This window comes from Streptomyces sp. NPDC016845, from assembly GCF_044332585.1.
GTDB lineage: Bacteria > Actinomycetota > Actinomycetes > Streptomycetales > Streptomycetaceae > Streptomyces.
Genome location: NZ_JBIRPI010000005.1, coordinates 350,758 through 371,960 on the forward strand (window position 1 = coordinate 350,758; position 21,203 = coordinate 371,960).

At 72.8% G+C, this 21,203-nt stretch carries 20 protein-coding genes; 8 read left to right on the forward strand and 12 right to left on the reverse strand.

Going from position 1 to position 21,203, the window contains the following annotated elements; all coding sequences use genetic code 11:
• Positions 1-103: 103 nt before the first annotated feature.
• Genes ACH4RC_RS17475 through pdhA form a run of 4 tightly spaced genes read right to left on the reverse strand, consistent with a single transcriptional unit; the run spans position 104 to position 4,857 of the window.
• Positions 104-1,126, reverse strand: a complete 1,023-nt coding sequence (locus ACH4RC_RS17475; protein ID WP_398201274.1) for a DUF6457 domain-containing protein — start codon at positions 1,124-1,126, stop codon at positions 104-106.
• Between the two features lie 38 nt (positions 1,127-1,164).
• A complete protein-coding gene (locus tag ACH4RC_RS17480) occupies positions 1,165-2,655 on the reverse strand; it encodes a dihydrolipoamide acetyltransferase family protein (protein WP_398201277.1) in 1,491 nt (496 codons plus the stop codon).
• Between the two features lie 13 nt (positions 2,656-2,668).
• Positions 2,669-3,688: an alpha-ketoacid dehydrogenase subunit beta gene (locus ACH4RC_RS17485; RefSeq protein WP_398201280.1), complete on the reverse strand. Its 1,020-nt coding sequence runs from the start codon at positions 3,686-3,688 to the stop codon at positions 2,669-2,671.
• Positions 3,685-4,857 (reverse strand): pyruvate dehydrogenase (acetyl-transferring) E1 component subunit alpha, encoded by a 1,173-nt coding sequence (pdhA, locus tag ACH4RC_RS17490; protein WP_398201283.1) that lies wholly within the window; start codon positions 4,855-4,857, stop codon positions 3,685-3,687. Before pdhA ends, ACH4RC_RS17485 begins: the two co-directional genes overlap by 4 nt.
• Before the next feature lie 174 nt (positions 4,858-5,031).
• Between pdhA and ACH4RC_RS17495 the strand changes: the two genes are divergently transcribed.
• Positions 5,032-5,544, forward strand: a complete 513-nt coding sequence (locus ACH4RC_RS17495; RefSeq protein ID WP_398201286.1) for an Lrp/AsnC family transcriptional regulator — start codon at positions 5,032-5,034, stop codon at positions 5,542-5,544.
• An 11-nt stretch (positions 5,545-5,555) separates the two neighbouring features.
• On the opposite strand, the gene ACH4RC_RS17500 is transcribed toward ACH4RC_RS17495, so the two are convergent.
• Both ACH4RC_RS17500 and ACH4RC_RS17505 read right to left on the reverse strand, forming a co-directional pair.
• A complete protein-coding gene (locus tag ACH4RC_RS17500) occupies positions 5,556-6,200 on the reverse strand; it encodes a TetR/AcrR family transcriptional regulator (RefSeq protein ID WP_398201289.1) in 645 nt (214 codons plus the stop codon).
• Complete coding sequence (locus ACH4RC_RS17505) at positions 6,197-7,714, reverse strand: 3-hydroxyacyl-CoA dehydrogenase (RefSeq protein WP_398201292.1); 1,518 nt, start codon at positions 7,712-7,714, stop codon at positions 6,197-6,199. The genes ACH4RC_RS17500 and ACH4RC_RS17505 overlap by 4 nt, the downstream gene beginning before the upstream one ends.
• Before the next feature lie 174 nt (positions 7,715-7,888).
• Here ACH4RC_RS17505 and paaN point away from each other — a divergent pair, with 174 nt between their 5' ends.
• Positions 7,889-9,601, forward strand: coding sequence for a phenylacetic acid degradation protein PaaN (paaN, locus tag ACH4RC_RS17510; protein ID WP_398201295.1), 1,713 nt, complete (start codon positions 7,889-7,891; stop codon positions 9,599-9,601).
• Positions 9,602-9,617: 16 nt separating this feature from the next.
• On the opposite strand, the gene ACH4RC_RS17515 is transcribed toward paaN, so the two are convergent.
• From ACH4RC_RS17515 to ACH4RC_RS17525, 3 genes are read right to left on the reverse strand one after another with little or no spacing between them, the layout of a single operon-like run.
• The gene (locus ACH4RC_RS17515) at positions 9,618-10,421 is read right to left on the reverse strand and encodes a TrmH family RNA methyltransferase (RefSeq protein ID WP_398201297.1); all 804 of its coding nucleotides are present in this window, start codon (positions 10,419-10,421) and stop codon (positions 9,618-9,620) included.
• 10 nt (positions 10,422-10,431) lie between these two features.
• On the reverse strand, positions 10,432-11,673 hold the full coding sequence (locus ACH4RC_RS17520; RefSeq protein WP_398201300.1) for an HTTM domain-containing protein: 1,242 nt from the start codon (positions 11,671-11,673) through the stop codon (positions 10,432-10,434).
• On the reverse strand, positions 11,670-12,515 hold the full coding sequence (locus ACH4RC_RS17525) for a DUF5819 family protein (RefSeq protein WP_398201303.1): 846 nt from the start codon (positions 12,513-12,515) through the stop codon (positions 11,670-11,672). Before ACH4RC_RS17525 ends, ACH4RC_RS17520 begins: the two co-directional genes overlap by 4 nt.
• A gap of 313 nt (positions 12,516-12,828) precedes the next feature.
• On the opposite strand from ACH4RC_RS17525, the gene paaA reads away from it, so the two are divergent.
• From paaA to ACH4RC_RS17555, 6 genes are all read left to right on the forward strand, one after another.
• A complete protein-coding gene (paaA, locus tag ACH4RC_RS17530) occupies positions 12,829-13,833 on the forward strand; it encodes a 1,2-phenylacetyl-CoA epoxidase subunit PaaA (RefSeq protein WP_398201307.1) in 1,005 nt (334 codons plus the stop codon).
• Positions 13,830-14,144 (forward strand): 1,2-phenylacetyl-CoA epoxidase subunit PaaB, encoded by a 315-nt coding sequence (gene paaB, locus ACH4RC_RS17535; protein WP_398201309.1) that lies wholly within the window; start codon positions 13,830-13,832, stop codon positions 14,142-14,144. Before paaA ends, paaB begins: the two co-directional genes overlap by 4 nt.
• On the forward strand, positions 14,141-14,881 hold the full coding sequence (gene paaC / locus ACH4RC_RS17540) for a 1,2-phenylacetyl-CoA epoxidase subunit PaaC (RefSeq protein ID WP_398201312.1): 741 nt from the start codon (positions 14,141-14,143) through the stop codon (positions 14,879-14,881). The genes paaB and paaC overlap by 4 nt, the downstream gene beginning before the upstream one ends.
• Positions 14,875-15,432: a 1,2-phenylacetyl-CoA epoxidase subunit PaaD gene (gene paaD / locus ACH4RC_RS17545; protein ID WP_398201316.1), complete on the forward strand. Its 558-nt coding sequence runs from the start codon at positions 14,875-14,877 to the stop codon at positions 15,430-15,432. The genes paaC and paaD overlap by 7 nt, the downstream gene beginning before the upstream one ends.
• Positions 15,432-16,514 (forward strand): 1,2-phenylacetyl-CoA epoxidase subunit PaaE, encoded by a 1,083-nt coding sequence (gene paaE / locus ACH4RC_RS17550; RefSeq protein WP_398201319.1) that lies wholly within the window; start codon positions 15,432-15,434, stop codon positions 16,512-16,514. The genes paaD and paaE overlap by 1 nt, the downstream gene beginning before the upstream one ends.
• A 183-nt stretch (positions 16,515-16,697) precedes the next feature.
• Entirely contained in the window at positions 16,698-17,867 is a 1,170-nt protein-coding gene (locus ACH4RC_RS17555; protein ID WP_398201321.1) for an acyl-CoA dehydrogenase family protein, read from the forward strand.
• A gap of 4 nt (positions 17,868-17,871) precedes the next feature.
• Here ACH4RC_RS17555 and ACH4RC_RS17560 read toward each other — a convergent pair whose 3' ends face one another.
• The 3 genes from ACH4RC_RS17560 to ACH4RC_RS17570 form a co-directional block, all read right to left on the reverse strand.
• The gene (locus tag ACH4RC_RS17560; RefSeq protein ID WP_398201323.1) at positions 17,872-18,219 is read right to left on the reverse strand and encodes a rhodanese-like domain-containing protein; all 348 of its coding nucleotides are present in this window, start codon (positions 18,217-18,219) and stop codon (positions 17,872-17,874) included.
• A gap of 291 nt (positions 18,220-18,510) precedes the next feature.
• On the reverse strand, positions 18,511-19,338 hold the full coding sequence (locus tag ACH4RC_RS17565) for a hypothetical protein (protein ID WP_398201325.1): 828 nt from the start codon (positions 19,336-19,338) through the stop codon (positions 18,511-18,513).
• 332 nt (positions 19,339-19,670) lie between these two features.
• On the reverse strand, positions 19,671-21,080 hold the full coding sequence (locus tag ACH4RC_RS17570) for a DUF2252 domain-containing protein (protein WP_398201327.1): 1,410 nt from the start codon (positions 21,078-21,080) through the stop codon (positions 19,671-19,673).
• Positions 21,081-21,203 lie beyond the last annotated feature (123 nt).

The following is a 21,203-nucleotide window of genomic DNA, read 5'->3' on the forward strand; positions in this document are numbered from 1 at the left end:
TCCCCGGCGTCCCCGGTGGCCCCGCTGGCCTCGCTGGCCTCGCTGGCCTCGCTGGCCTCGCTGGCCAACGGTTCGGCCGGTGCCGCTCGACCGTCGGAGCCGCTCATTGCGCGTCTCGTCCCGCGTCCGGCGCAGGAGCGCCCGGTTCCGGCGCGGCAGGGCCGGGTTCCGGCGCGGCGAGGCCCGGCTCCGGCGCGGCGAGGCCCGGTTCCGGCGCGGACTCGGCTTCCCGGGCCCACCTGTTGGCGAGCGCGGCGGCCTTCACCGCGGCGGCGGAGACCGCCTCGGGGCCACCGCCCGCCCGCGCCGCCGCGTACCCGACGAGGAACGTCGTCAGGGGCGCCGCGGGGCGGGCGACCCCGTGGGCCGCGTCGCGGGCGAGATCGAGCAGGACGCCGGTGTCGACGTCCAGGTCGATGCCCAGTTCGTCCTTGGCTGCGGAGATCCATTCATCCAACACGTGACCATGCTCCCTGATCCGTGACCGGGCGGCGGCGATGTCGTCCCAGGTGTCGCAGTCGAATGACGCGACGGGGTCGGTGATGCGGACCGGCTCCAGGCCCCGGACGAGCAGCCGCAGGGGCAGACCGGTGAGCGCCCCGTGCTCGGCGCGCAGCGCGGCGAGGACCCGGTGCAGGGCGGATTTCCGGTACGCGGCGACGAGCGGCTGGTCGCGCCCGTCACCGTCGACGAGCAGCACGCCGTCACGCCGCGCACCGGGCGCACCGGGCGCGTCGGGCGCCTTGTTCGTCTCGAGTGTCTCGGTCAGGAGGCGGACGGTGCGCTCCCGCAGGAACGGCAGGTCGGCGGAGAGCACGACGACGCTCCCGGCCCGGCTCAGCGGGCTGTTCAGGGCGTGCAGCCCCGCGTCCAGCGCGGCGAGCGGGCCGCTGCCCGCCGGTTCCTCGCGCGTCCAGCGGACGGGGCGCGCGGTCGGCCTCGGTTCGGCGACCACGACGGTGCTACGGGCCCCGGCGCACGCGGCGAGCACCCGGTCGAGCAGCGCCCGGCCGCCGACCCGTACCCCGGGCTTGTCCGCGCCGCCGAGCCGCCGCGCGGCACCCCCGGCGAGAACGACGGCGTCGTACGCGGGTGTGCCGTGGACGGGCCCGGCGGCTTCGGTCATGGACCGAGTATGCGTGTTCGGAGCGGATCAGATGTGGTTCAAAGTGACCGCAACAGAACGGCCGGCTGCTCCACGCAGTCCGCGACGTACCGCAGGAAGCCGCCGGCGGTCCCTCCGTCGCACACCCGGTGGTCGAAGGTGAGCGAGAGCTGGACCACTTGGCGCACGGCCAACCCCCCTTGGTGCACCCATGGTTTCGGGGTGATCCGGCCGACGCCGAGCATGGCGGCCTCGGGGTGGTTGATGATCGGCGTGGACCCGTCGACCCCGAACACGCCGTAGTTGTTCAACGTGAAGGTCCCGCCCGTGAGTTCCCCGGGCGTCAGCGTCCCGGCCCGTGCCGCCTCGGTGAGCCGGGCGAACTCCGCGCTCAGCGACTCGGCCCCGCGCGCGTGGGCGTCCCGGACGACGGGCACGACGAGGCCGCGCGGGGCCTGCGCGGCGAACCCGAGGTGCACCTCGTCGAGGCGCACGATCTCGCGGCGCTCCATGTCGACGGTGGCGTTGAGCTCCGGGTGACGGGCGAGTGCGGCCGTGCAGATGCGGGCGAGCAGTGCCAGCACGGAGATCTTCGGCCCGGCGGACGGGCCCGTCGCGGCATTCATCGTCTCGCGCGCGTGCATGAGCTCCGTGGCGTCGGCGTCCACCCAGCAGGTCGCGTCGGGTATCTCACGCCGACTGCGCGAAAGCTTGTCGGCGACAGCCCCGCGCACGCCACGCAGAGGAGTCCGATGCCCCTCCGGGGCGGGAGCCCGGGCGGCCTGGGCGGCCGGTTCGACGACGAGCGCCGCAAGGGCACGCTCGACGTCCCCCCTGAGAATGAGCCCCTCGGGCCCGGTCCCCCGCACCTCCCGCAGATCGAGCCCCCGATCGCGCGCGAGCTTGCGCACGATGGGCGAAATGACAGGTACGGATCCGAGCACGGCCGCGGTGCCGGGAGATGACGTCGTTATAGGTGCCTCCGACACGGATACACCAGCGCCCCGCGCTGAGCTGCCGGCCCCCGCACGGCCCGCTTCGGTGCCACGACTCGATCCCGGGCTCAAGGGCGCCGCAGGGGTCCGTGCCAAGCCTCCAGCGGATGCCGCGGCCTGCCCCCGAGGCGCATCGCCGTGGAACTCCCCGCCGGATTCGTCAGCCCCGCTGAACCCCGTTCCGCCTGCCCCGGTGGGCCGCACCCTTCTGCGCCGGGCCGCCGGCGCAGCCGTCCCGTACCCGACCAGGACGTTCCCGGAGCCCTCCGAGCCGGACCCGGCGGAGCCCCCGTCCTCGGCCGGGTCCGGCTCGCCGACCGCGACCGTCAGCAAGGGCGCGCCGACCGGCATCTCGACGCCCTCCTCGCCGAAGCGGGCGGTGACCACGCCTCCGTAGGGGCAGGGCACCTCGACCATCGCCTTGGCGGTCTCCACCTCGACGACGGGCTGGTCGACGGCGACCACGTCACCGACCGACACCAGCCACCGCACGATCTCCGCCTCGGTGAGCCCCTCACCGAGGTCGGGCAGCTTGAACTCAAGCACCTGTGCCATCAGCCCGTCCCCCTCACTGATCCCATTGGAGCCGCGCGACCGCGTCGAGGACGCGGTCGACGCCGGGCAGATGGTGCCGCTCCAGCATGGGCGGCGGGTACGGGATGTCGAACCCGGCGACGCGCAGCACGGGCGCCTCCAGATGGTGGAAGCAGCGCTCGCTCACGCGCGCGGCGATCTCCCCACCGGGCCCGCCGAAGCCGCCCGACTCGTGCACGACGACCGCACGGCCCGTTCGGCGAACGGACGCGGCGACGGTCGCGTCGTCGAAGGGCACGAGCGAGCGCAGGTCGACCACTTCGAGGTCCCAGCCCTCCGCGCGGGCCGCCTCGGCGGCCTCCAGGCAGACGGGCACGGACGGTCCGTACGTGATGAGCGTGGCACTGGTCCCGGGGCGGCGGACCACTGCCGTGCCCATGGGCTCGACGTCCGCCGGACTCCCGGGGTTCCATGCGTCCTTGGCCCAGTACAGCCGCTTGGGCTCCAGGAAGACCACGGGGTCGTCGGAGGCGATGGACTGCCGCAGCAGCCCGTACGCGTCCGCGACGGTGGCGGGCGTGACGACGGTAAGGCCCGGCGTCGCCATGTAGTACGCCTCGGAGGAGTCACTGTGGTGCTCGACTCCGCCGATGCCGCCCCCGTAGGGGATGCGCACGGTGATCGGCAGTGGCATGGCGCCGCCCGTGCGGTTGCGCATCCGCGCCACGTGCGAGACCAGCTGTTCGAACGCCGGGTACGCGAACGCGTCGAACTGCATCTCCACGACCGGCCGCAGCCCGTACATGGCCATGCCGACGGCGGTGCCGAGGATGCCGGCCTCCGCCAGCGGCGTGTCCGTGCAGCGGTCCTCGCCGAACTCCTCGGCGAGGCCGTCGGTGACGCGGAAGACGCCGCCGAGGGTGCCCACGTCCTCGCCCATGACGTGCACGGCCGGGTCCTCGGCCATGGCGTCGCGCAGCGCGCGCCCGAGCGCCTGCGCCATGGTGGCCGGTTTCGTGGCCGGCGTGGCCGGCTTGTCGGCGACCGTGGTCATGCCCGTCCCCCTTCGGGCGACCGGTCCGCGCCGGACGCCTCCGCCTCGGCCTCGAGCTCGGCCCGCAACTGCGCCGCCTGCTCGCGCAACTGGCCGGTCTGTTCGGCGTACACGTGCGTGAACAGGTCCATCGGGTCGAGGGCCGGGTCCTGGTTCATGCGCTCGCGCAGGGCGGCCGCCATCGTCTCCGCGTCGTCGCGCACCGCCTGAATGCCGTCCTCGTCGATCAGCTCGCGCCGCGTCAGCTCGTGTTCGAGAAGCAGTACGGGGTCGTGTCCGCGCCACGCCTCCACCTCGGCGTCGCCGCGGTAGCGGGTCGCGTCGTCGGCGTTCGTGTGGGCGTCCATCCGGTACGTGATGGCCTCGATCAGGGTCGGACCGCCGCCCCCACGCGCGCGTGCCACCGCGTCGGAGAGGACCTCGTGCATCGCGACCGCGTCGTTCCCGTCGACCAGGCGGCCCGGCATCCCGTATCCGACGGCCTTGTGGGCCAGGGAAGGAGCCGCGGTCTGCTTGGCCAGCGGCACGGAGATGGCGTAGCCGTTGTTCTGGACGAGGAAGACGACGGGCGCCTGCCACACGGCCGCGAAGTTCAGCGCCTCGTGGAAGTCGCCCTCGCTCGTGCCGCCGTCGCCGACCATGGCGAGCGCCACCACGTCGTCGCCCTTGAGGCGCGCGGCGTGCGCGAGGCCCACCGCGTGCGGCAACTGGGTCGCGAGGGGCGTGCACAGGGGCGCGATGCGGCGCTCGCGCGGGTCGTACCCGGTGTGCCGGTCGCCGCGCAGCAACGTCAGAGCCTCGACCGGGTCGAGGCCGCGGGCCACGGCGGCGAGGGTGTCGCGGTAGCTGGGGAAGAGCCAGTCGCGCTCCTCCAGGACGAGCGCGGCGGCGACCTCCGTGGCCTCCTGGCCGGTCGTCGACGGGTAGACGGCGAGGCGGCCCTGCTTGGTCAGGGCGGTCGCCTGCGCGTTGTACCGGCGCCCGCGCACCACCTCGGCGTACAGGCGGCGCAGCAGCGCGGGCTCTGCGCGGTCGGCGGCGCCGGTGCCCAGGACCCGGTAGGGCTCCGCGTCGGGCAGCAGCGGCGCGGGGTCCGTGCGGGGCTGCCAGGCGGGCGGCGGCGTGGGCGCGCCGGCGCGGTGGGCGCCCCGCTGCTCCGTGACCGTCATGACGGCACCTCCTCGTGGGAGCGGCTTCGAGGGCGCCTCGGGTGTGATGCGCCTCACCTACCGATTGTTCGGTCGTCGGCACATTTTGGCTACAGGCACCTCCAGCCTGTGGACAAACGGTTCTCCACAGCCTGTGATGAACGCAGTACGTCCATGGTAGGGAGGCGGGGGCAGATGGCATCTGAACAAATGGCCGACGGCTCCGGCGGGCGCGATTCCGGCGGGAACGACCCCATGGCCCGACCGCTGGACGCCATCGACCGCGACATCCTGCACATGCTGCAGAAGGACGGCAGGGCGTCGATACGCTCCGTCGCCGAGCGCGTCCACGTCTCCCGGGCGAACGCCTACGCCCGCATCAACCGCCTCATCGACGACGGAGTGATCCGCGGTTTCGGCGCCCGCGTCAACCACGAGAGAGCCGGCCAGGGGGCGTCCGCGTACGTCACGCTCAAGATCGTGCAGAACTCCTGGCGCACGGTCCGCGACCAGTTGCGCCGGATGCCGGAGGCCTCGCACATCGCGCTGGTCAGCGGCGATTTCGACGTCCTGATCCTGGTGCACACCGAGGACAACAGGGCGCTGCGCGAGCTGGTCCTCACCAAGCTCCAGGCCATCCCCGAGGTGCTGAGCACCCGCACACTGCTGGTCTTCGAGGAGGAGGACCTGGGCCCGGAACACCCTTAGGGACGGTGTGCTCAGCCCTCCTTGCGCAGGCCCCCGAAGACGAGCTCCACGACCGCGTCGGCCACCTCGCGGTCGCGCAGCCCGCCGCCGTCGGGCCGGTACCACTCCGCGACCGAATTGATCATCCCGAAGACGAGGCGGGTGGCGAGCCGCACGGGTATGTCCGCGCGCACGTCCCCGTCGGCGGCGGCCGCCTTGAGCAGCTCGGCGACCTGGTGGTCGAACTCCCTGCGCCGCTCCATGGCCCACCGCTCGGTGTCGGTGTTCCCGCGTACACGCAACAAGAGCGTCACGTACGGGAGTTCGCCGGTCAGCACCTCGACCATGCGCCGCGTGACGTACTCCAGGCGCTCCACGGCACGCCCCGTGCGCGCGGGTTCCTCGCCGAGAATCCCGAAGAGACCGTCGAGCGCGCGGCTCACGGCGCGGCGCAGCAGCTCCTCCTTGCCCGTCACGTGGTGGTAGATCGAGGACTTGGAGATGCCCGCCGCCTTGGAGAGGTGCTCCATGGACGTGCCGTCGTAGCCACGCTCGTTGAAGATCATGACGGCGACCGCGAGCAGGCTGTCTGGCGTGTAGGTGTCGCGCCGCGTGCCGGGGCCCCGTCGTGCGCCGGTGTCGCGTCCTGTGCCGGTGTCGCGTCGTGCGGTGGTCATGAGGCGGCCTCCCGCTTCTCCGGGGCGTACGAATGGCGGTAGAGCGCCAAGGACGGCGCGTAGCGGCCCGAGGGGTCGCGCAGGTGCAGGTCGTCGAGGAGGGCGTACGCCCAGTTCTTGCCGAGCTTGCGGCTCCATTCGATGGGCCCGAGCGGGTAGTTGACCCCGAGCCGCATGGCGGTGTCGACGTCCTCCTCGGTGGCCACGCCCTTGGCGACGGCGTCGTGCGCCAGGTCGATGAGGCGCGCAACCGTGCGGGCGACGATCATGCCGGGGACGTCCCCGATGACGCTGACGTCCTTGCCGAGCGCCTGGAAGAGTCCGACGGCCTCGCCCACGGTGCGCTGGTTGGCGTCCTGGGCGGTGGCGAGCGCGACACGGGTCGCCTTGCGGTAATCGAGCGCCAGGTCGAAGTAGACGACGTCCCGGTACTCGATGGACGTCTGCCCGTCCGCGAGAGCGAGCTGGCCGCCGCCGGGCAGCACCAGGCGGGTGCCGTTGTCCTCGTCCTCCTCGCGCACCTCGATGCCCGCCTCACGGATGAGGGCGAGCAGTTCGCGCGCGGGGCCCAGGTCGCCCTCCGCGACGACGTACGCGGGCTTGTCGGCTGGCGGCGCGGTGTGCGGTTCCGCCCGTTCCTCGCCCTCCCCGTACGCGTACCAGCCCTGGCCCGCCTTGCGGCCCAGGTGCCCGGCCTCGACCAGGCGGCGCTGCGCGAGGGACGGCCGGAACTTCACGTCCTGGGAGAAGCCCTCCCAGACGGAGCGCGTCACCGCCTCGTTGACGTCCTGGCCGATGAGGTCGGTCAGTTCGAAGGCGCCCATCCGGAAGCCGCCGCTCTCGCGCAGCACGGCGTCGATGGTCGCCGGGTCCGCGCCCTGGTCCTCGTAGACCGCGAACGCCTCGGCGTAGAAGGGGCGCGCGATGCGGTTGACCAGGAAGCCCGGGGTGTCCGCGCAGGCGACCGGGGTCTTGCCCCAGGCGCGGGCGGTCTCGTACGCGCGCGTGGCCGCGGTGACGTCGGTCGCGGAGCCGGAGACGACCTCCACCAAGGGCAGCAGCGGCGCGGGGTTGAAGAAGTGCAGGCCCACGAAGCGGCCGGGAAGGCGCAGCGCCCCGCCGATCGCCGTCACGGACAGGGACGAGGTGTTGGTGGCGAGCAGGCAGTCCTCCGCGACGATCTCCTCCAGGTCGCGGAACAGCTGCTGCTTCACGTCCAGGCGCTCCAGGACGGCCTCGATGACGAGGGCGGCGTCCGCCAGCTCGTCGAGCGTCTGCGCGGGCTCCAGGCGCGCGACGGCCGCCGCGCGCTCCTCCGTGCTCATGCGCCCCTTCTCGACGAGCCGGTCAAGGCGGGCGGCGATCGACTCGGCGGCGGCCCGTGCCCGGCCGTGCACGGTGTCGTACAGCCGGACGGGGTGTCCCGCGACCAGGGCGACCTGGGCGATGCCCTGGCCCATGGTGCCGGTGCCGACCACTCCTACGAGGCGGCCAAGGCGGTCATGTGCTGTCATGCGCGCGATCCTTCCGCATGCAGCCCGGTTTGCGGGCGCCGGGGCCCGTCGGGTCGGTTTTCCACAGGTTCCACGCACCCTCTTGTACCGACCGATCGTTCGGTTACTCTAACTCTCACTGTTCGTTCCTGCCCAGCCCAGCCCAGTCCTGCCCATAGGAGGAGTTGGTCCGCCATGGCCGCCGCCGAACGCACCGCGCACGACCTGATCACCAAGCACCGGCCGACGCTCGACCAGGCGCTGGAGACGATCCGCACGCGCGCGTACTGGTCCCCGCACCCCGAGCACCCCAAGGCCTACGGCGAGCACGGGAGCCTGAGCGCCGCCGAGGGCAAGGCCGCCTTCGACGCGCTGCTCGGCACCCGCCTCGACCTGGGCCAGCCGGGCACGGACGACTTCGTCGGCGGTGAGGTCTCGCCGTACGGGATCGAGCTGGGGATCACCTATCCGCACGCCGACATCGACACGCTGCTGCCTGCCATGCGCGCGGGCATGCGCGCGTGGCGCGAGGCGGGCGCCGAGGCGCGGGCCGCCGTGTGCCTGGAGATCCTGGCCCGGATCAGCGCGCGCACGCACGAGTTCGCCCACGCGGTCATGCACACCAGCGGCCAGGCGTTCATGATGGCGTTCCAGGCGGGCGGCCCGCACGCGCAGGACCGCGGCCTCGAAGCGGTGGCGTACGCCTACCAGGAGCAGACGCGCACGCCGGACGCGACGCGGTGGAACAAGCCGCAGGGCAAGCGCGACCCGCTCGTCCTGGACAAGGAGTTCACCCCGGTCGGCCGCGGGATCGCGCTGCTGATCGGCTGCAACACGTTCCCGACGTGGAACGGGTACCCGGGCCTGTTCGCCTCCCTGGCCACCGGCAACCCGGTCCTGGTGAAGCCCCACCCGCGCGCGGTGCTGCCCCTCGCGCTCACCGTGCAGGTGGCCCGCGACGTCCTGGCCGAGGCGGGCTTCGCCCCCGACCTGGTGGCGCTGGCGGCCGAGCGGCCCGGCGAGGGCATCGCCAAGACCCTGGCCGTCCACCCCGAGATCAAGATCATCGACTACACCGGCTCGACCGCCTTCGGCGACTGGCTGGAGACCCACGCGCGCCAGGCGCAGGTCTACACGGAGAAGGCCGGCGTCAACACCGTCGTGATCGACGGGACGGACGACTACAAGGGCATGCTGGCGAACCTCGCCTTCTCCCTGTCGCTCTACAGCGGCCAGATGTGCACGACCCCGCAGAACCTGCTGGTGCCGCGTGCGGGCATCACCACCGACCAGGGTGAGAAGTCCTACGACGAGGTCGTCGCGGATCTCGCACGCTCGGTCGGCGGTCTGCTCGGCGACGACGCGCGGGCGAACGGGCTGCTGGGCGCCCTGGTCAACCCGGACGTGCGGTCCCGTCTGGAGGCGGCCCCCGGGCTCGGCGAGGTCGCCCTGCCCTCGCGGGAGGTCACCAACCCGGACTTCCCGGACGCCGTCGTGCGCACCCCGGTGATCGTGAAGGCGGACGGCGCCCGCAAGTTCTGGGAGGACGCCGACGCCGAGGCCGCCTACATGGCCGAGTGCTTCGGCCCCGTCTCCTTCGCCGTCGCCGTCGACTCCACCCAGGACGCGGTGGACCTGCTGCGGCGCACGGTGCGCGAGAAGGGCGCCATGACCGTCGGCGCGTACACCACCTCCGACGCGGTGGCGGGCGCCGTCGAGGAGGTCTGCCTGGACGAGTGCGCCCAGCTCTCGCTCAATCTCACGGGCGGGGTCTACGTGAACCAGACCGCGGCGTTCTCCGATTTCCACGGCTCCGGCGGCAACCCGGCGGCGAACGCGGCCCTGTGCGACGCCGCCTTCGTGGCGAACCGCTTCCGCGTCGTGGAGGTCCGCCGAGGAGCCGTCTGAGCCGTCTGACGTCCCACTAGGGCGCGTACGTGCTGTGCGCGCTCCAGTGGAAGAGCGTCATGCCGACGCTGGTCGCCAGGTTGTAGCTGGAGACCTGGGGCCGCATCGGCAGGGAGACCAACTGGTCGGCGCGCTGCCGCAGTGCGGCCGAGAGTCCGCTGCGCTCGGACCCGAAGGCGAGCAGCGCGTCGTCGGGCAGCTTCAGGCCACGGATGTCCGCCCCCTCGGGGTCGAGCGCGTACAGCGGCCCCGCGGGGAGTTCGTCGACCGCCAGCCGCTCCACCGCGGTCGCGAAGTGCAGCCCGGCCCCGCCCCGTACGACCGTGGGGTGCCAGGGGTCGAGGTCGCCGGTGGTGATGACGCCGGTGGCGCCGTATCCGGCGGCGAGGCGGATCACAGCACCCGCGTTGCCGAGGTTGCGCGGGTTGTCGAGGACGACGACCGGTGCGGTACGACGCTCACCTCGCAGCGCGACGAGGTTGTCGGCGCGAGTGGGGCGTGCGGCGAGGGCGGCGACGCCGGTCGGGTGCAGTCGCGGCACGAGGCCCCGCAGCACGTCCTCCTCGACCTCCACCAGGAGCGCGTCCAGGGGTGCCACCACGTCAGGGGCGAGGTCGGCGGCGAGGGCGAGCGCCGCCGCACGGTCGGCGGCGAGCGCGACGGGCACGTCGGCGCCGAACCGCAGAGCGTGCTTCAGCGCGTGGAAACCGTCGAGCAGCACGGCCGCGTCGGCCCGGCGCCGCCAGGCCCGTACGGCGCTCTCGGGCCCGCCGTCCGCCCCGCTGTCGCCGCCGCTGTCCGTGCTGCTCGTCCCGCTCATGGCAGGAAGCCTACGTGCGGGCCGTGGGCGTCCGTGCGGCCACCGGTTCGGGCTCCCGTTCCGTACGCGGGGCGGGTACCTCCGCGTTCCGTGTGCCGGAGAAAACCCGTGCACGCGCGCGTGCCGCCCATCCGCCGACCCGGCGCAGGAAGGACGTCGGCAGGAACACCGCGTCGGCGGCGATCATCGCGAGCGAGAAGAAGGGCAGCCCGAGGACGATGGCGATCACCGCGTGCTCCAGCATCATGAACACGAGCAGGATGTTCTTGACCCGCCGGTTGAAGACGGTGAACGGGAACGCGACCTGGACCGCGACCGTCCCGTACGTCACCAGGAGCACCATCGGGCCGAACGCCGTGAGCAGGTCGCCGAGGGCGGGCCACGGCGAGAAGTAGTCCAGGTGCAGCGGGTAGTAGACCGCCGTGCCGTCCTGCCAGCGAGTGCCCTGGATCTTGTACCAGCCGGCGGTCGCGTAGATCAGACACGCCTCGACCATGATCACCAGCAGGGCCGCGTTGTGCGCGACATTGGCGATGACGTCGCACAGCAGGCGCGGGTCACGGGGCTCGGCACGTCGGTTGACGAACCACCACACACCCTGGGCTAGCCACAGCCCCCAGAAGATCGTCAGCCAGCCGCCGCCCACGTCGCCCGTGAACGTGACGGCCGCGAGCGCGAGGCCCACGACCCACCACAGGACCACTCCGCCGCGGTCCGCGGGCGCCGGTCCCTCGGCCGACTGCCGCGGTCCACGCGCGCGTGCCGCGCGCCGGGCGTCCAGCGACCACACCTGCCCGCAGCGGGTGAAGACCAGGTAGATGGACATGAGGTGGATGACGTTGTCGCCGCCGTCGCCCACGAAGACGCTGCGGTTCTGCAGCGACAACACACCGATCATGAAAAGCACGGAGGTGGCACGGGTGTGCCAGCCCAGCATCAGCAGAACGGAGGCCAGGACGGCCACCACGTAGACGAGCTCGAACCACGCCTGGCTGTCGGACCACAGCAACGCGGTGAACGCGTGGTTGTCCGCGACGAGCTGCTGCGCGAGGCTCCAGCTCCACGGCCCGTCCGGCCCGTACAGCTCCTGGCGGTGCGGGAACTCACGCAGCAGGAACAGCAGCCAGGTCGCGGCGAACCCGATACGGATCACGGCGCTCTGGTAGCGGCCGAGCGGCGCCGCGGTGATCGTCTGAAGGCCGGTGCGTACCGCCTTCTCCAGGCGGCGCGACTGCTCCACGACAGGGTTCATCGGGCACCGCCCGACGCGGCCTTGACCCGCAGATGCGTACCGCTGTCGAGCGACGCGTCCCGCGCTGTCACCGACCACCAGGGCACTTGCCGGTAGACCGGCTTCTGGTCCACCTTCTCGGCGCTCCATTTCGGCGGCTTGATCACGGTCGACCGCGAACGGACCTGGACGCGCTCGACGATGTCGCCCTTGCCGGCCACGCCGTTCCGGTCGAGACGCAGGACGAGGACGCGCCGGAGGTACTGCTCGGAGAGCACGCCGCGCAGGTTCGTAGCCCGGTTCTGCAGGTCGTGCGTGGACGTGTAGATGTCCCACGCGCGGCGCAGTTCGTTCTGCTGGGTGTGGCTCGGCATCAGGTTCCCGTCGATCGCCGCGCCGTCCTGCGCGGACAGGTCGTGCCAGGCGGTGGTCCGCAGCTCGCCGTCCGACCCGCGCACCTCGGCCCGCGCCTGGACCGCGATGTTCTGCTGCAGCGGGTTCGGCGCGAACAGCTTCCAGTTCTGTTCGAACTCCGGGTAGATCCAGGCGTCGACCAGGGGCGCGTGCTGCTTGGACACGGTGTTCGCCGGGGCGACGTGCAGGAAGACCATGAGGACGTGGAAGCAGGCGACGGCGCCGATCCCCACCAGCGCCAGGGCGGCGGTGAGCCGGTAGCCGGGGGAGAGGGCGAGGATGCCACGGCGGTCAGCGGGGGCGACCGGGTCGGCGTCGGCCGGCAGGCCCTGGTCGAGGGGCTCGGCGGAGCCGTCCAGCTGGGTGTCCGCCGCGTCCGGTGGGGCGGGGGTCGCCTCTTGCGGCCTGCGCCGGGCGGCCTCGTCCGCGGCGCCTGCTTCCGTGTCCATCGGTGCTCCCCGTTCCCCGGCTCTTCTGGTTCCCCTGGTCTGTCGCGCCCGGCCGCTCGGCGGCGAACCGGCGGCGAACCGATCCCGCGCCGTACGGCTCAGCGGGTGCGGCGCACCGGCACGGTACTGGGGAGAGGCCGCCCGGCACAGCTGCCCGAGGTTATCCACAGGCTCGGCGGCTCAGGGTTGACACCCTACGGCGCCACGTCCCACCATTGAATCCGACGAACCGAACGATCGGTCGGGAGCGATGTAGGCCCGGCCGCGATCCGAGCAGCCGAGGCCGAGGGGCCGAGGCCGAAGGGGACCGGGAATGGCGACAGCAGCCCCGCACCACCAGGAAGCAGGGACAGCCGCAGACGCGGACCGCGCCGCCGGGTTCCAGGCCGCGTTCGACGCCGCGGTGGCGGCGGACGAGCGCATCGAGCCCCGCGACTGGATGCCCGACGCCTACCGCGCGACGCTGGTGCGCCAGATCGCCCAGCACGCCCACTCCGAGATCATCGGAATGCAGCCGGAGGCGAACTGGATCACGCGCGCCCCCTCCTTGCGCCGCAAAGCGATCCTGATGGCGAAGGTCCAGGACGAGGCGGGGCACGGCCTGTACCTCTACAGCGCCGCCGAAACCCTCGGCACCGGCCGCGACGAACTGCTCGACAAGCTGCACAGCGGCCGCCAGAAGTACTCCTCGATCTTCAACTACCCGACGCTGACCTGGGCCGACGTGGGCGCGATCGGCTGGCTGGTGGACGGCGCGGCGATCACCAACCAGGTGCCGCTGTGCCGCTGCTCGTACGGCCCGTACGCGCGCGCCATGGTCCGCGTCTGCAAGGAGGAGTCCTTCCACCAGCGCCAGGGGTACGAGCTGCTGCTCGCCCTCAGCCGGGGCACCGAGGCCCAGCACGCGATGGCACAGGACGCGGTGGACCGCTGGTGGTGGCCGTCTCTGATGATGTTCGGCCCGCCCGACGACGAGTCGGCGCACTCCGCGCAGTCCATGGAGTGGAAGATCAAGCGCCACTCCAACGACGAACTGCGCCAGCGCTTCGTCGACATCTGCGTCCCCCAGGCCGAGTCCCTCGGACTGACGCTCCCCGACCCGGAGCTGAGGTGGAACGAGGAGCGCGAACAGCACGACTTCGGCCCGATCGACTGGGCGGAGTTCCGCGAGGTCCTCAAGGGCAACGGCCCGTGCAACGAGCAGCGGATCACCCAGCGCAGGCGCGCCCACGACGAGGGCGCCTGGGTGCGCGAGGCCGCCGCGGCGCACGCGGCCAAGCACGCCACGACGGCGACTGCGGAAGGCAGGGCGGCATGAGCGAGACCCCCACCACCCCCACGACAGGGGGCGGCGACTGGCCCCTGTGGGAGGTCTTCGTCCGCTCCCGGCGCGGCCTGGCCCACACCCACGCCGGCAGCCTGCACGCCCCGGACGCGGAGCTGGCGCTGCGCAACGCGCGGGATCTGTACACACGCCGCGGCGAAGGCGTCTCCCTGTGGGTCGTGCCGTCCACCGCGATCACCGCCTCGTCCCCCGACGAAAAGGACCCGTTCTTCGAACCGGCCGCCGACAAGCCGTACCGGCACCCGACGTTCTACGAGATCCCGGACGGGGTGAAGCACCTGTGACAACACCCGTGTCCACCGGCACCGGCACCGATCTCGCGACGGCCGCGCTGGCCCTCGGCGACGACGCCCTCGTGCTCTCGCACCGCCTCGGCGAGTGGGCAGGACACGCCCCGGTCCTGGAGGAGGAGGTCGCCCTGGCCAACATCGCCCTCGACCTCCTCGGCCAGGCCCGCATCCTGCTCGGCATGGTCGGCGACGAGGACGAGCTGGCGTACCTGCGCGAGGAGCGCGCCTTCCGCAACCTCCAGCTGGTCGAGCAGCCGAACGGCGACTTCGCCCACACCATCGCCCGCCAGCTCTACTTCTCCGCCTACCAGCAGCTTCTGTACGCGGAACTCGCCTCCGGCGACAGCGTGTTCGCCCCGCTCGCCGCGAAGGCCGTCAAGGAGGTCGCCTACCACCAGGACCACGCCCAGCAGTGGACCCTGCGGCTCGGCGACGGCACCGGGGAGAGCCACACGCGGATGCAGCGCGCGGTCGACGCCCTGTGGCGCTTCACCGGCGAGATGTTCCAGCCCGTCCCCGGCCTGGCCATCGACGGGGCGGAGCTGCGGACCGCTTGGACGGCGACGGTGACCGACACCCTGCGCCGGGCCACCCTCACCGTCCCGGAGGGCCCGCAGACGGGAGCCTGGCGCGCCGGAGCCGGGCGCCAGGGCCTGCACACCGAGTCGTTCGGCCGGATGCTCGCCGAGATGCAGCACCTGCACCGCAGCCACCCGGGGGCGTCATGGTGACCCTCGCCCGCGAGCGGGAGACACCGCTCGAAGCCGAGCTGCGCAGGGTCGCCGGATCCGTGCCCGACCCCGAGCTGCCCGTACTGACCCTGGAGGAGCTGGGCGTACTGCGCGCCGTACACGCGCGAGGTCCCGGCCGCGTCGAGGTCGAGCTGAGCCCCACGTACACCGGGTGCCCGGCGATCGAGGCGATGGCCTGCGACATCGAGCAGGCCCTGCACGAGCACGGCGTCCCGGACGTCACCGTCCGCACCGTGCTGACGCCCGCCTGGTCCACCGACGACATCACGCCCGAGGGCCGCCGCAAGCTCGGCGAGTTCGGCATAGCGCCGCCCCGCACCACGCGCGCAGCCGCCGGCCCGGTCACCGTCGCCCTCGGCCCCACCCGGCACACACCGGGGCCGGACCAGGCGGCGGCAGCACCCGTCGCGTGCCCGCACTGCGGTGCCATCGACACCGAGCTGCTCAGCCGCTTCTCCTCCACCGCCTGCAAGGCGCTGCGCCGCTGCCTGTCCTGCCGTGAACCCTTCGACCACTTCAAGGAGCTGTGATGGCCGACGGGGCGGGCAGGGCCCGTTTTCACCGGCTGCGCGTCGCCGCGGTCGACCGGCTCACCGACGACGCCGTGGCGCTCACCTTCACCGTGCCCACGGAGCTGCGCGAGTCCTACCGCCACGCACCGGGGCAGCACCTCGCCCTGCGCCGCACGGCCGACGGCGCGGAGATCCGGCGCACGTACTCGATCTGCTCACCGGTCCCCGCCGACGAGACGCCGCGGACGCTGCGGGTGGGGGTGCGCCTCGTCGACGGCGGCGCGTTCTCGACGTACGCGCACAAGGAGATCGGCGTCGGTGACGAGGTCGAGGTGATGACCCCGGCCGGGCGCTTCACCCTCGACCCGGCGCCCGGCCACTACGCGGCGGTCGTCGGCGGCAGCGGCATCACCCCGGTCCTGTCGATCGCCGCGACGCTTCTGGAGCGGGTGGCGCAGGCCCGGTTCTGCCTGATCCGCAGCGACCGCACCGCCGCCTCGACGATGTTCCTGGAGGAGGTCGCCGACCTGAAGGACCGCTACCCGGACCGGTTCCAGCTCGTCACCGTCCTCTCCCGGGAGGAGCAGCAGGCGGGCCTGACGTCGGGCCGGCTCGACCAGGCACGCATCGCGGCGCTGCTGCCCGCGCTGCTTCCGGTGGACACGGTGGCGGGCTGGTTCCTGTGCGGTCCGTACGGTCTGGTGCAGGGCGCCGAGCGCGCGCTGCGCGGCCTGCGCGTGCGGCGGGGCCGCATCCACGAGGAGATCTTCCACGTGGACGACGGACCCGCGCCGGCCCGCCCGACGAGAACCGCGACGCCTGCGCACAGCACCGTGACCGCCCTGCTCGACGGCCGCGCCGGCACCTGGCCCGTCGGGGACGGCGAATCCCTCCTGGACGCGGTCCTGCGCAACCGCCCGGACGCGCCCTACGCCTGCAAGGGCGGCGTCTGCGGAACCTGCCGCGCGTTCCTCGTCTCGGGCTCCGTACGGATGGAGCGCAACTTCGCGCTGGAGCCGGAGGAGACCGAAGCGGGGTACGTACTGGCCTGCCAGTCACACCCGGCCACGGAAGAGGTGGAGGTGGACTTCGACCGCTGAGCCGCCGAACGGCCAAATCGCCGAGCCGCCGAGCCGCCGAAGTACGGACCACGGAGCTGTCTGTCCCCGGCCTGACCTGTCTGTCCCCGGCCTGTCCTGTCTGTTCCCTTCTTGTAGAACCCGTTCTATCTTGACGCCCCGTCAGTTTCAGGCGCGGCACGGCACAGAACGGGAGGACGCCCGGTGGACTTCACCTTCTCCGAGGAGCAGCAGGCGGTCGTCGAGGCGGCGCGGGCGGTGTTCGGGCCGGTCGTGGCCGACGGGGTGCCCAGTCCCGCGCTCATACCCGGGGCCGTTGCCGACGACTTCGACCGTGCCCTGTGGGCCAAGGCGGCCGAGTCCGATCTGCTGAGCCTGCTGATCGCGCCGGAGTTCGGCGGCACGGGCCTCGACGCCATCGCGCTGTGCCTCGTACTGCGGGAGGCGGGAAAAGTTCTGGCCCGGGTCCCCCTGCTGGAGCACAGCGCGGCAGCGGCGACCGTACAGGCCCATGGGCGCCCGGAGCTTCGGCAGGAGCTCCTCACCGGCGCCGGGCGCGGCGAGACCGTGCTGACCGTCGCCTCGGCCGGACGCACCGGGCACGATGCGGCCGGCCTCGCGGTCACCGCTCGCCGCGCACCGGACGCGAACGGCGGCGATGGCGACGGCGACGGCTGGGTGCTCGACGGGGTCCAGACGGCCGTCCCGTGGGCGTGGAACGCGGACCGGATCGTCGTCCCCGCCCACACCGCCGAAGGCGCGACCGTGCTCGCGCTGCTGCCGGGACCGGCCACCGAGGTGAAGGGCCGCAGCCTCGCCGAGCAGTTCTCGACGACCGGCGAGCGCCTGGCCGAACTCCGCCTGGACGGCGCCCGCGTCGCGTCCCACGACGTCATCCAGGACCCGGCCGCGTGGCCCCTGCTGCACGCTCTGCTGACCACCGGAACCTGCGCGCTCGCCCTGGGCCTAGGGGAGCGCGTCCTCGCCATGACCAGCGACTACGCAAGCAAGCGTGAACAGTTCGGACACCCGATCGCCACGTTCCAGGCGGTCGCCGTGCAGGCCGCCGACCGCTACATCGACCTGCGCGCGATGGAGGTCACGCTGTGGCAGGCCGCCTGGAGACTGAGCAGCGGCGCCCCGGGCCAGTTGCCGCTCGCCGGGGACGTGGCGGTCGCCAAGACCTGGGCGTCCGACGGCGTACGACGCATCGTGCAGACCGCACAGCATTTGCACGGCGGCTTCGGCGCGGACACGGACTATCCGCTGCACCGCTACCACGCCTGGGCCAAGCAGCTGGAGCTCGCGCTCGGCCCCGCCGCCGCCCACGAGGAGATACTCGGCGACCTTCTCGCCGCCCACCCTCTGGGCTGAGGGGTCAGACGACCGAGCCCGGCTGCCCGTTGTCGTCCACGACGGGGCGACCGGCCGCCTCCCACGCCTGCATGCCGCCGTCCACGTTCACCGCGTCGACGCCCTGCTGCACCAGGTACTGCGTCACCTGGGCAGAGCGTCCGCCGACCCGGCACAGTACGTGGACCCGGCCGTCCTGCGGCGCCGCCTGGGTCAACTCGCCGTAGCGCGCGACGAAATCGCTCATCGGGATGTGCAGCGCGCCCGCGGCGTGACCTGCCTGCCACTCGTCGTCCTCACGGACGTCGAGGAGGAAGTCGTCCGCCTTGAGCTCGTCGACACCGACCGTGGGCACACCAGAACCGAAAACCATGCACCCGACGCTACCCGACCGGCCCCCGCACCCACGCCCAGGCCCACACCCGCCCGGCCACCACCCCAAAAAAGGCAGCCCGCCCGGCCACCACCCCAGAAGGCAGCCCACCCGGCGCCCCAGAAGACAGCCCCCGGCCAATGCCTCAGAAGACATTCATCGCCCCGCGCTCGGCCGACGCCGCACGATGCAGCCGTTCGTCCCCGTGCACCAGACGTCTCAGGTGTCGGCCACGCGCCCCGCACCCGGCCCCCACCTCACGAAGCAGCCACGCGCCTAACGCCCGGCACTTCAGGAAGCGGTCAGCCGCCCCAGTTCGGCCTCGCGCTCGGCGACCTGCGCGAGCAACTGCTCCGCGATCTCGTCGAGCAGCGCGTCCGGGTCCTCCGGCGCCATCCGCAGCATCGCGCCGATCGCGCTCTCCTCAAGCTCCCGCGCCACCGTGGCCAGCAGCTCCTTGCGCTGCGCCAGCCACTCCAGGCGGGCGTACAGCTCCTCGCTGGGCGTCGGCTCCCGCTCCGGCGGCACTGGGCCCGCCGCCCATTCGTCGGCCAGTTCGTGCAACAGGGGCACGTCACCGCGCCCGTACGCCGCGTTCACCCGCGCGATGAACTCGTCCCGCCGGCCCCGCTCCTTCTCGTCCTGGGCGAGGTCCGGGTGGGCCTTGCGCACCAGCTCGCGGTAGAGCTTGCGGGCCTCGTCGCTGGGCCGCACCCGCTGAGGGGGCCGCACCGACTGCTCCGTCAGCATCGCGGCGGCCTCGGGGGACAGCCCGTCCCCGTCCATCCACCCGTGGAAGAGCTCCTCGACACCGGGCATCGGCATGACCCGCGCCCGGGCCTCATCGGCCTTGCGCGCATCCTCCGGGTCGCCGGTGAGCGCCGCCGTCGCCTCCGCGATCAGCGCCTCCAGCTCGTCGAGGCGCGTGTACATCGGCCCGAGCTTCTGGTGGTGGAGCCGGGAGAAGTTCTCCACCTCGACCCGGAACGTCTCCACCGCGATCTCGAACTCGATCAGGGCCTGCTCGGCAGCGCGCACCGCCCGCTCGAGGCGCTCCTCGGGCCTCTGCCGGGCCTGCTCCTCCGGTTGCTCCGCCACATCGCTCTCCGGGCTCGTCACCCACCCAGCCTAGGGCACCCACCCACCCCGGCCGCGCCCCACACTCACCACACGCCCACCCCGGCCACGCCCCACACTCACCACGCTCCCTCGTCGGCGACCGGCCTCTCAACGAACCCAGCCCCTCCCAACCACGCCCCGCAGGGAACCCAGCCCTCCCAACCACGCCCCGCAACGAACCCAGCCCCCCTCCACGGTCGCCGCCCCGCAACGAACCGGCCCCCTCCAGAACCACGCGCCGCGCCAAGCCCGACACCTTCCGCTACCGCACACCGAGCCATCCCTGGCGAAGACCCCTCAAACCCCTCAAACCCCTCGAACCCCTGAACCCTTCAAACCCCGCTCTCCGCCGCGACCCGCCCACCCCGAACCGCCCGCACCAGCTCCGCGTGATCCGCCTCGGTCCGGTCCGCGTACGTCACGGCAAAAGACGCCACCGCCTCGTCCAGCTGCTCGCTCTTGCCGCAGTACCCGGCGATCTGCCGCGGGTCGGCGCTGTGGGCGTGGGCGCGGGCCAGGAGGGCGCCGGTCATGCGCGCGTAGTCGTCGATCTGGTCGGCGGCGAGTTCGGCCGGGTCAACGCTGCCCTTGCGGTTCCTGAACTGCCGCACCTGGAACGGGAGCCCGCCCACGGTGGTCCAGCCGAGCAGAATGTCGCTGACCACCTGCATCCGCTTCTGCCCGAGCACCACGCGCCGGCCCTCGTGCTCGACGGCGGCCGCTTTGAAGCCGACCGCCGGCAGATGCGGGAGCAGCGCGGACGGCCGCGCCTCCTTCACCTGCAGCACGAGCGGCTCGCCCCGGTGGTCCAGGAGCAGCACCACATACGACCGGGTCCCCACGCTACCGGTGCCGACGACGCGGAACGCCACGTCGTGGACGGCGTACCGCGCGAGCAACGGCAGCCGGTCCGGCGACACGGTCTCCAGGTATCCGCCGAGCGAGGCCGCGACCGCCTCCGCCTCGGCGTCGGGTATCCCGCGCAGCACCGGCGGCGCGTCGACGAACCGGTGCCCGCCCTCGTCGTCCGCCTCCGTGGACCTGGCCGCGAAGCGCCCGCTGGTGTTGTGCCGCGCCTTCTCGGCGACCCGCCGCAGGGTGCCGACCAGATCCTGCGCGTGGGCGTGCGAGACGAGCCGCTCGTCCGCGATGGCGTTCCACGCGTCGAGCGCGGGCAGCTTCGCGAGCAGCCGCACCGTGCGCCGGTAGGCGCCCGCCGCGTCGTGGGCGGCCCTGCGGCACATGTCCTCGTCCGCGCCCGCCTCCCGTCCGGCGAGCACGAGCGAGGCGGCGAGCCGCTTGACGTCCCACTCCCAGGGGCCGTGCACGGTCTCGTCGGAGTCGTTGAGGTCGATGACGAGGCCGCCGCGCGCGTCCCCGTACAGCCCGAAGTTTCCGGCGTGGGCGTCGCCGCATATCTGAGCGCCGACGCCGGTCAGCGGGGTGTGCACCAAGTCGTGCGCCATCAGCCCGGCGGAGCCCCGCAGGAAGGCGAAGGGCGACGCGGCCATCCGCCCCACGCGCATCGGCGTCAGCGCGGCGATCCGGCCCCGGTTGGACTCCTCGACGGCCCGCACCGCGTCCGGCCGGTCCGCGCTCACCTCGAACCCGGCGTGCGAGGACCTCGGCACCCGCTGCCGCAGCGCCTTGCCGGCCGCCTTCGGCGACTCCTCCACACCGTCCGCCCCGCGCCCGGCCCGCCTCGCGAACCCGGCCACTTGGGACAACCGCCGCACCGCCATGTCAGCCACCTCCCCCGACGCCGAGCCGTACGCACCCGCAGGGCATTCGTACGGACCCGTCCGCCCACGTCTCCGAACCGGTCACGACCGTACCGCCGCGCGGAAAACCTCGTCAGAGCCTGT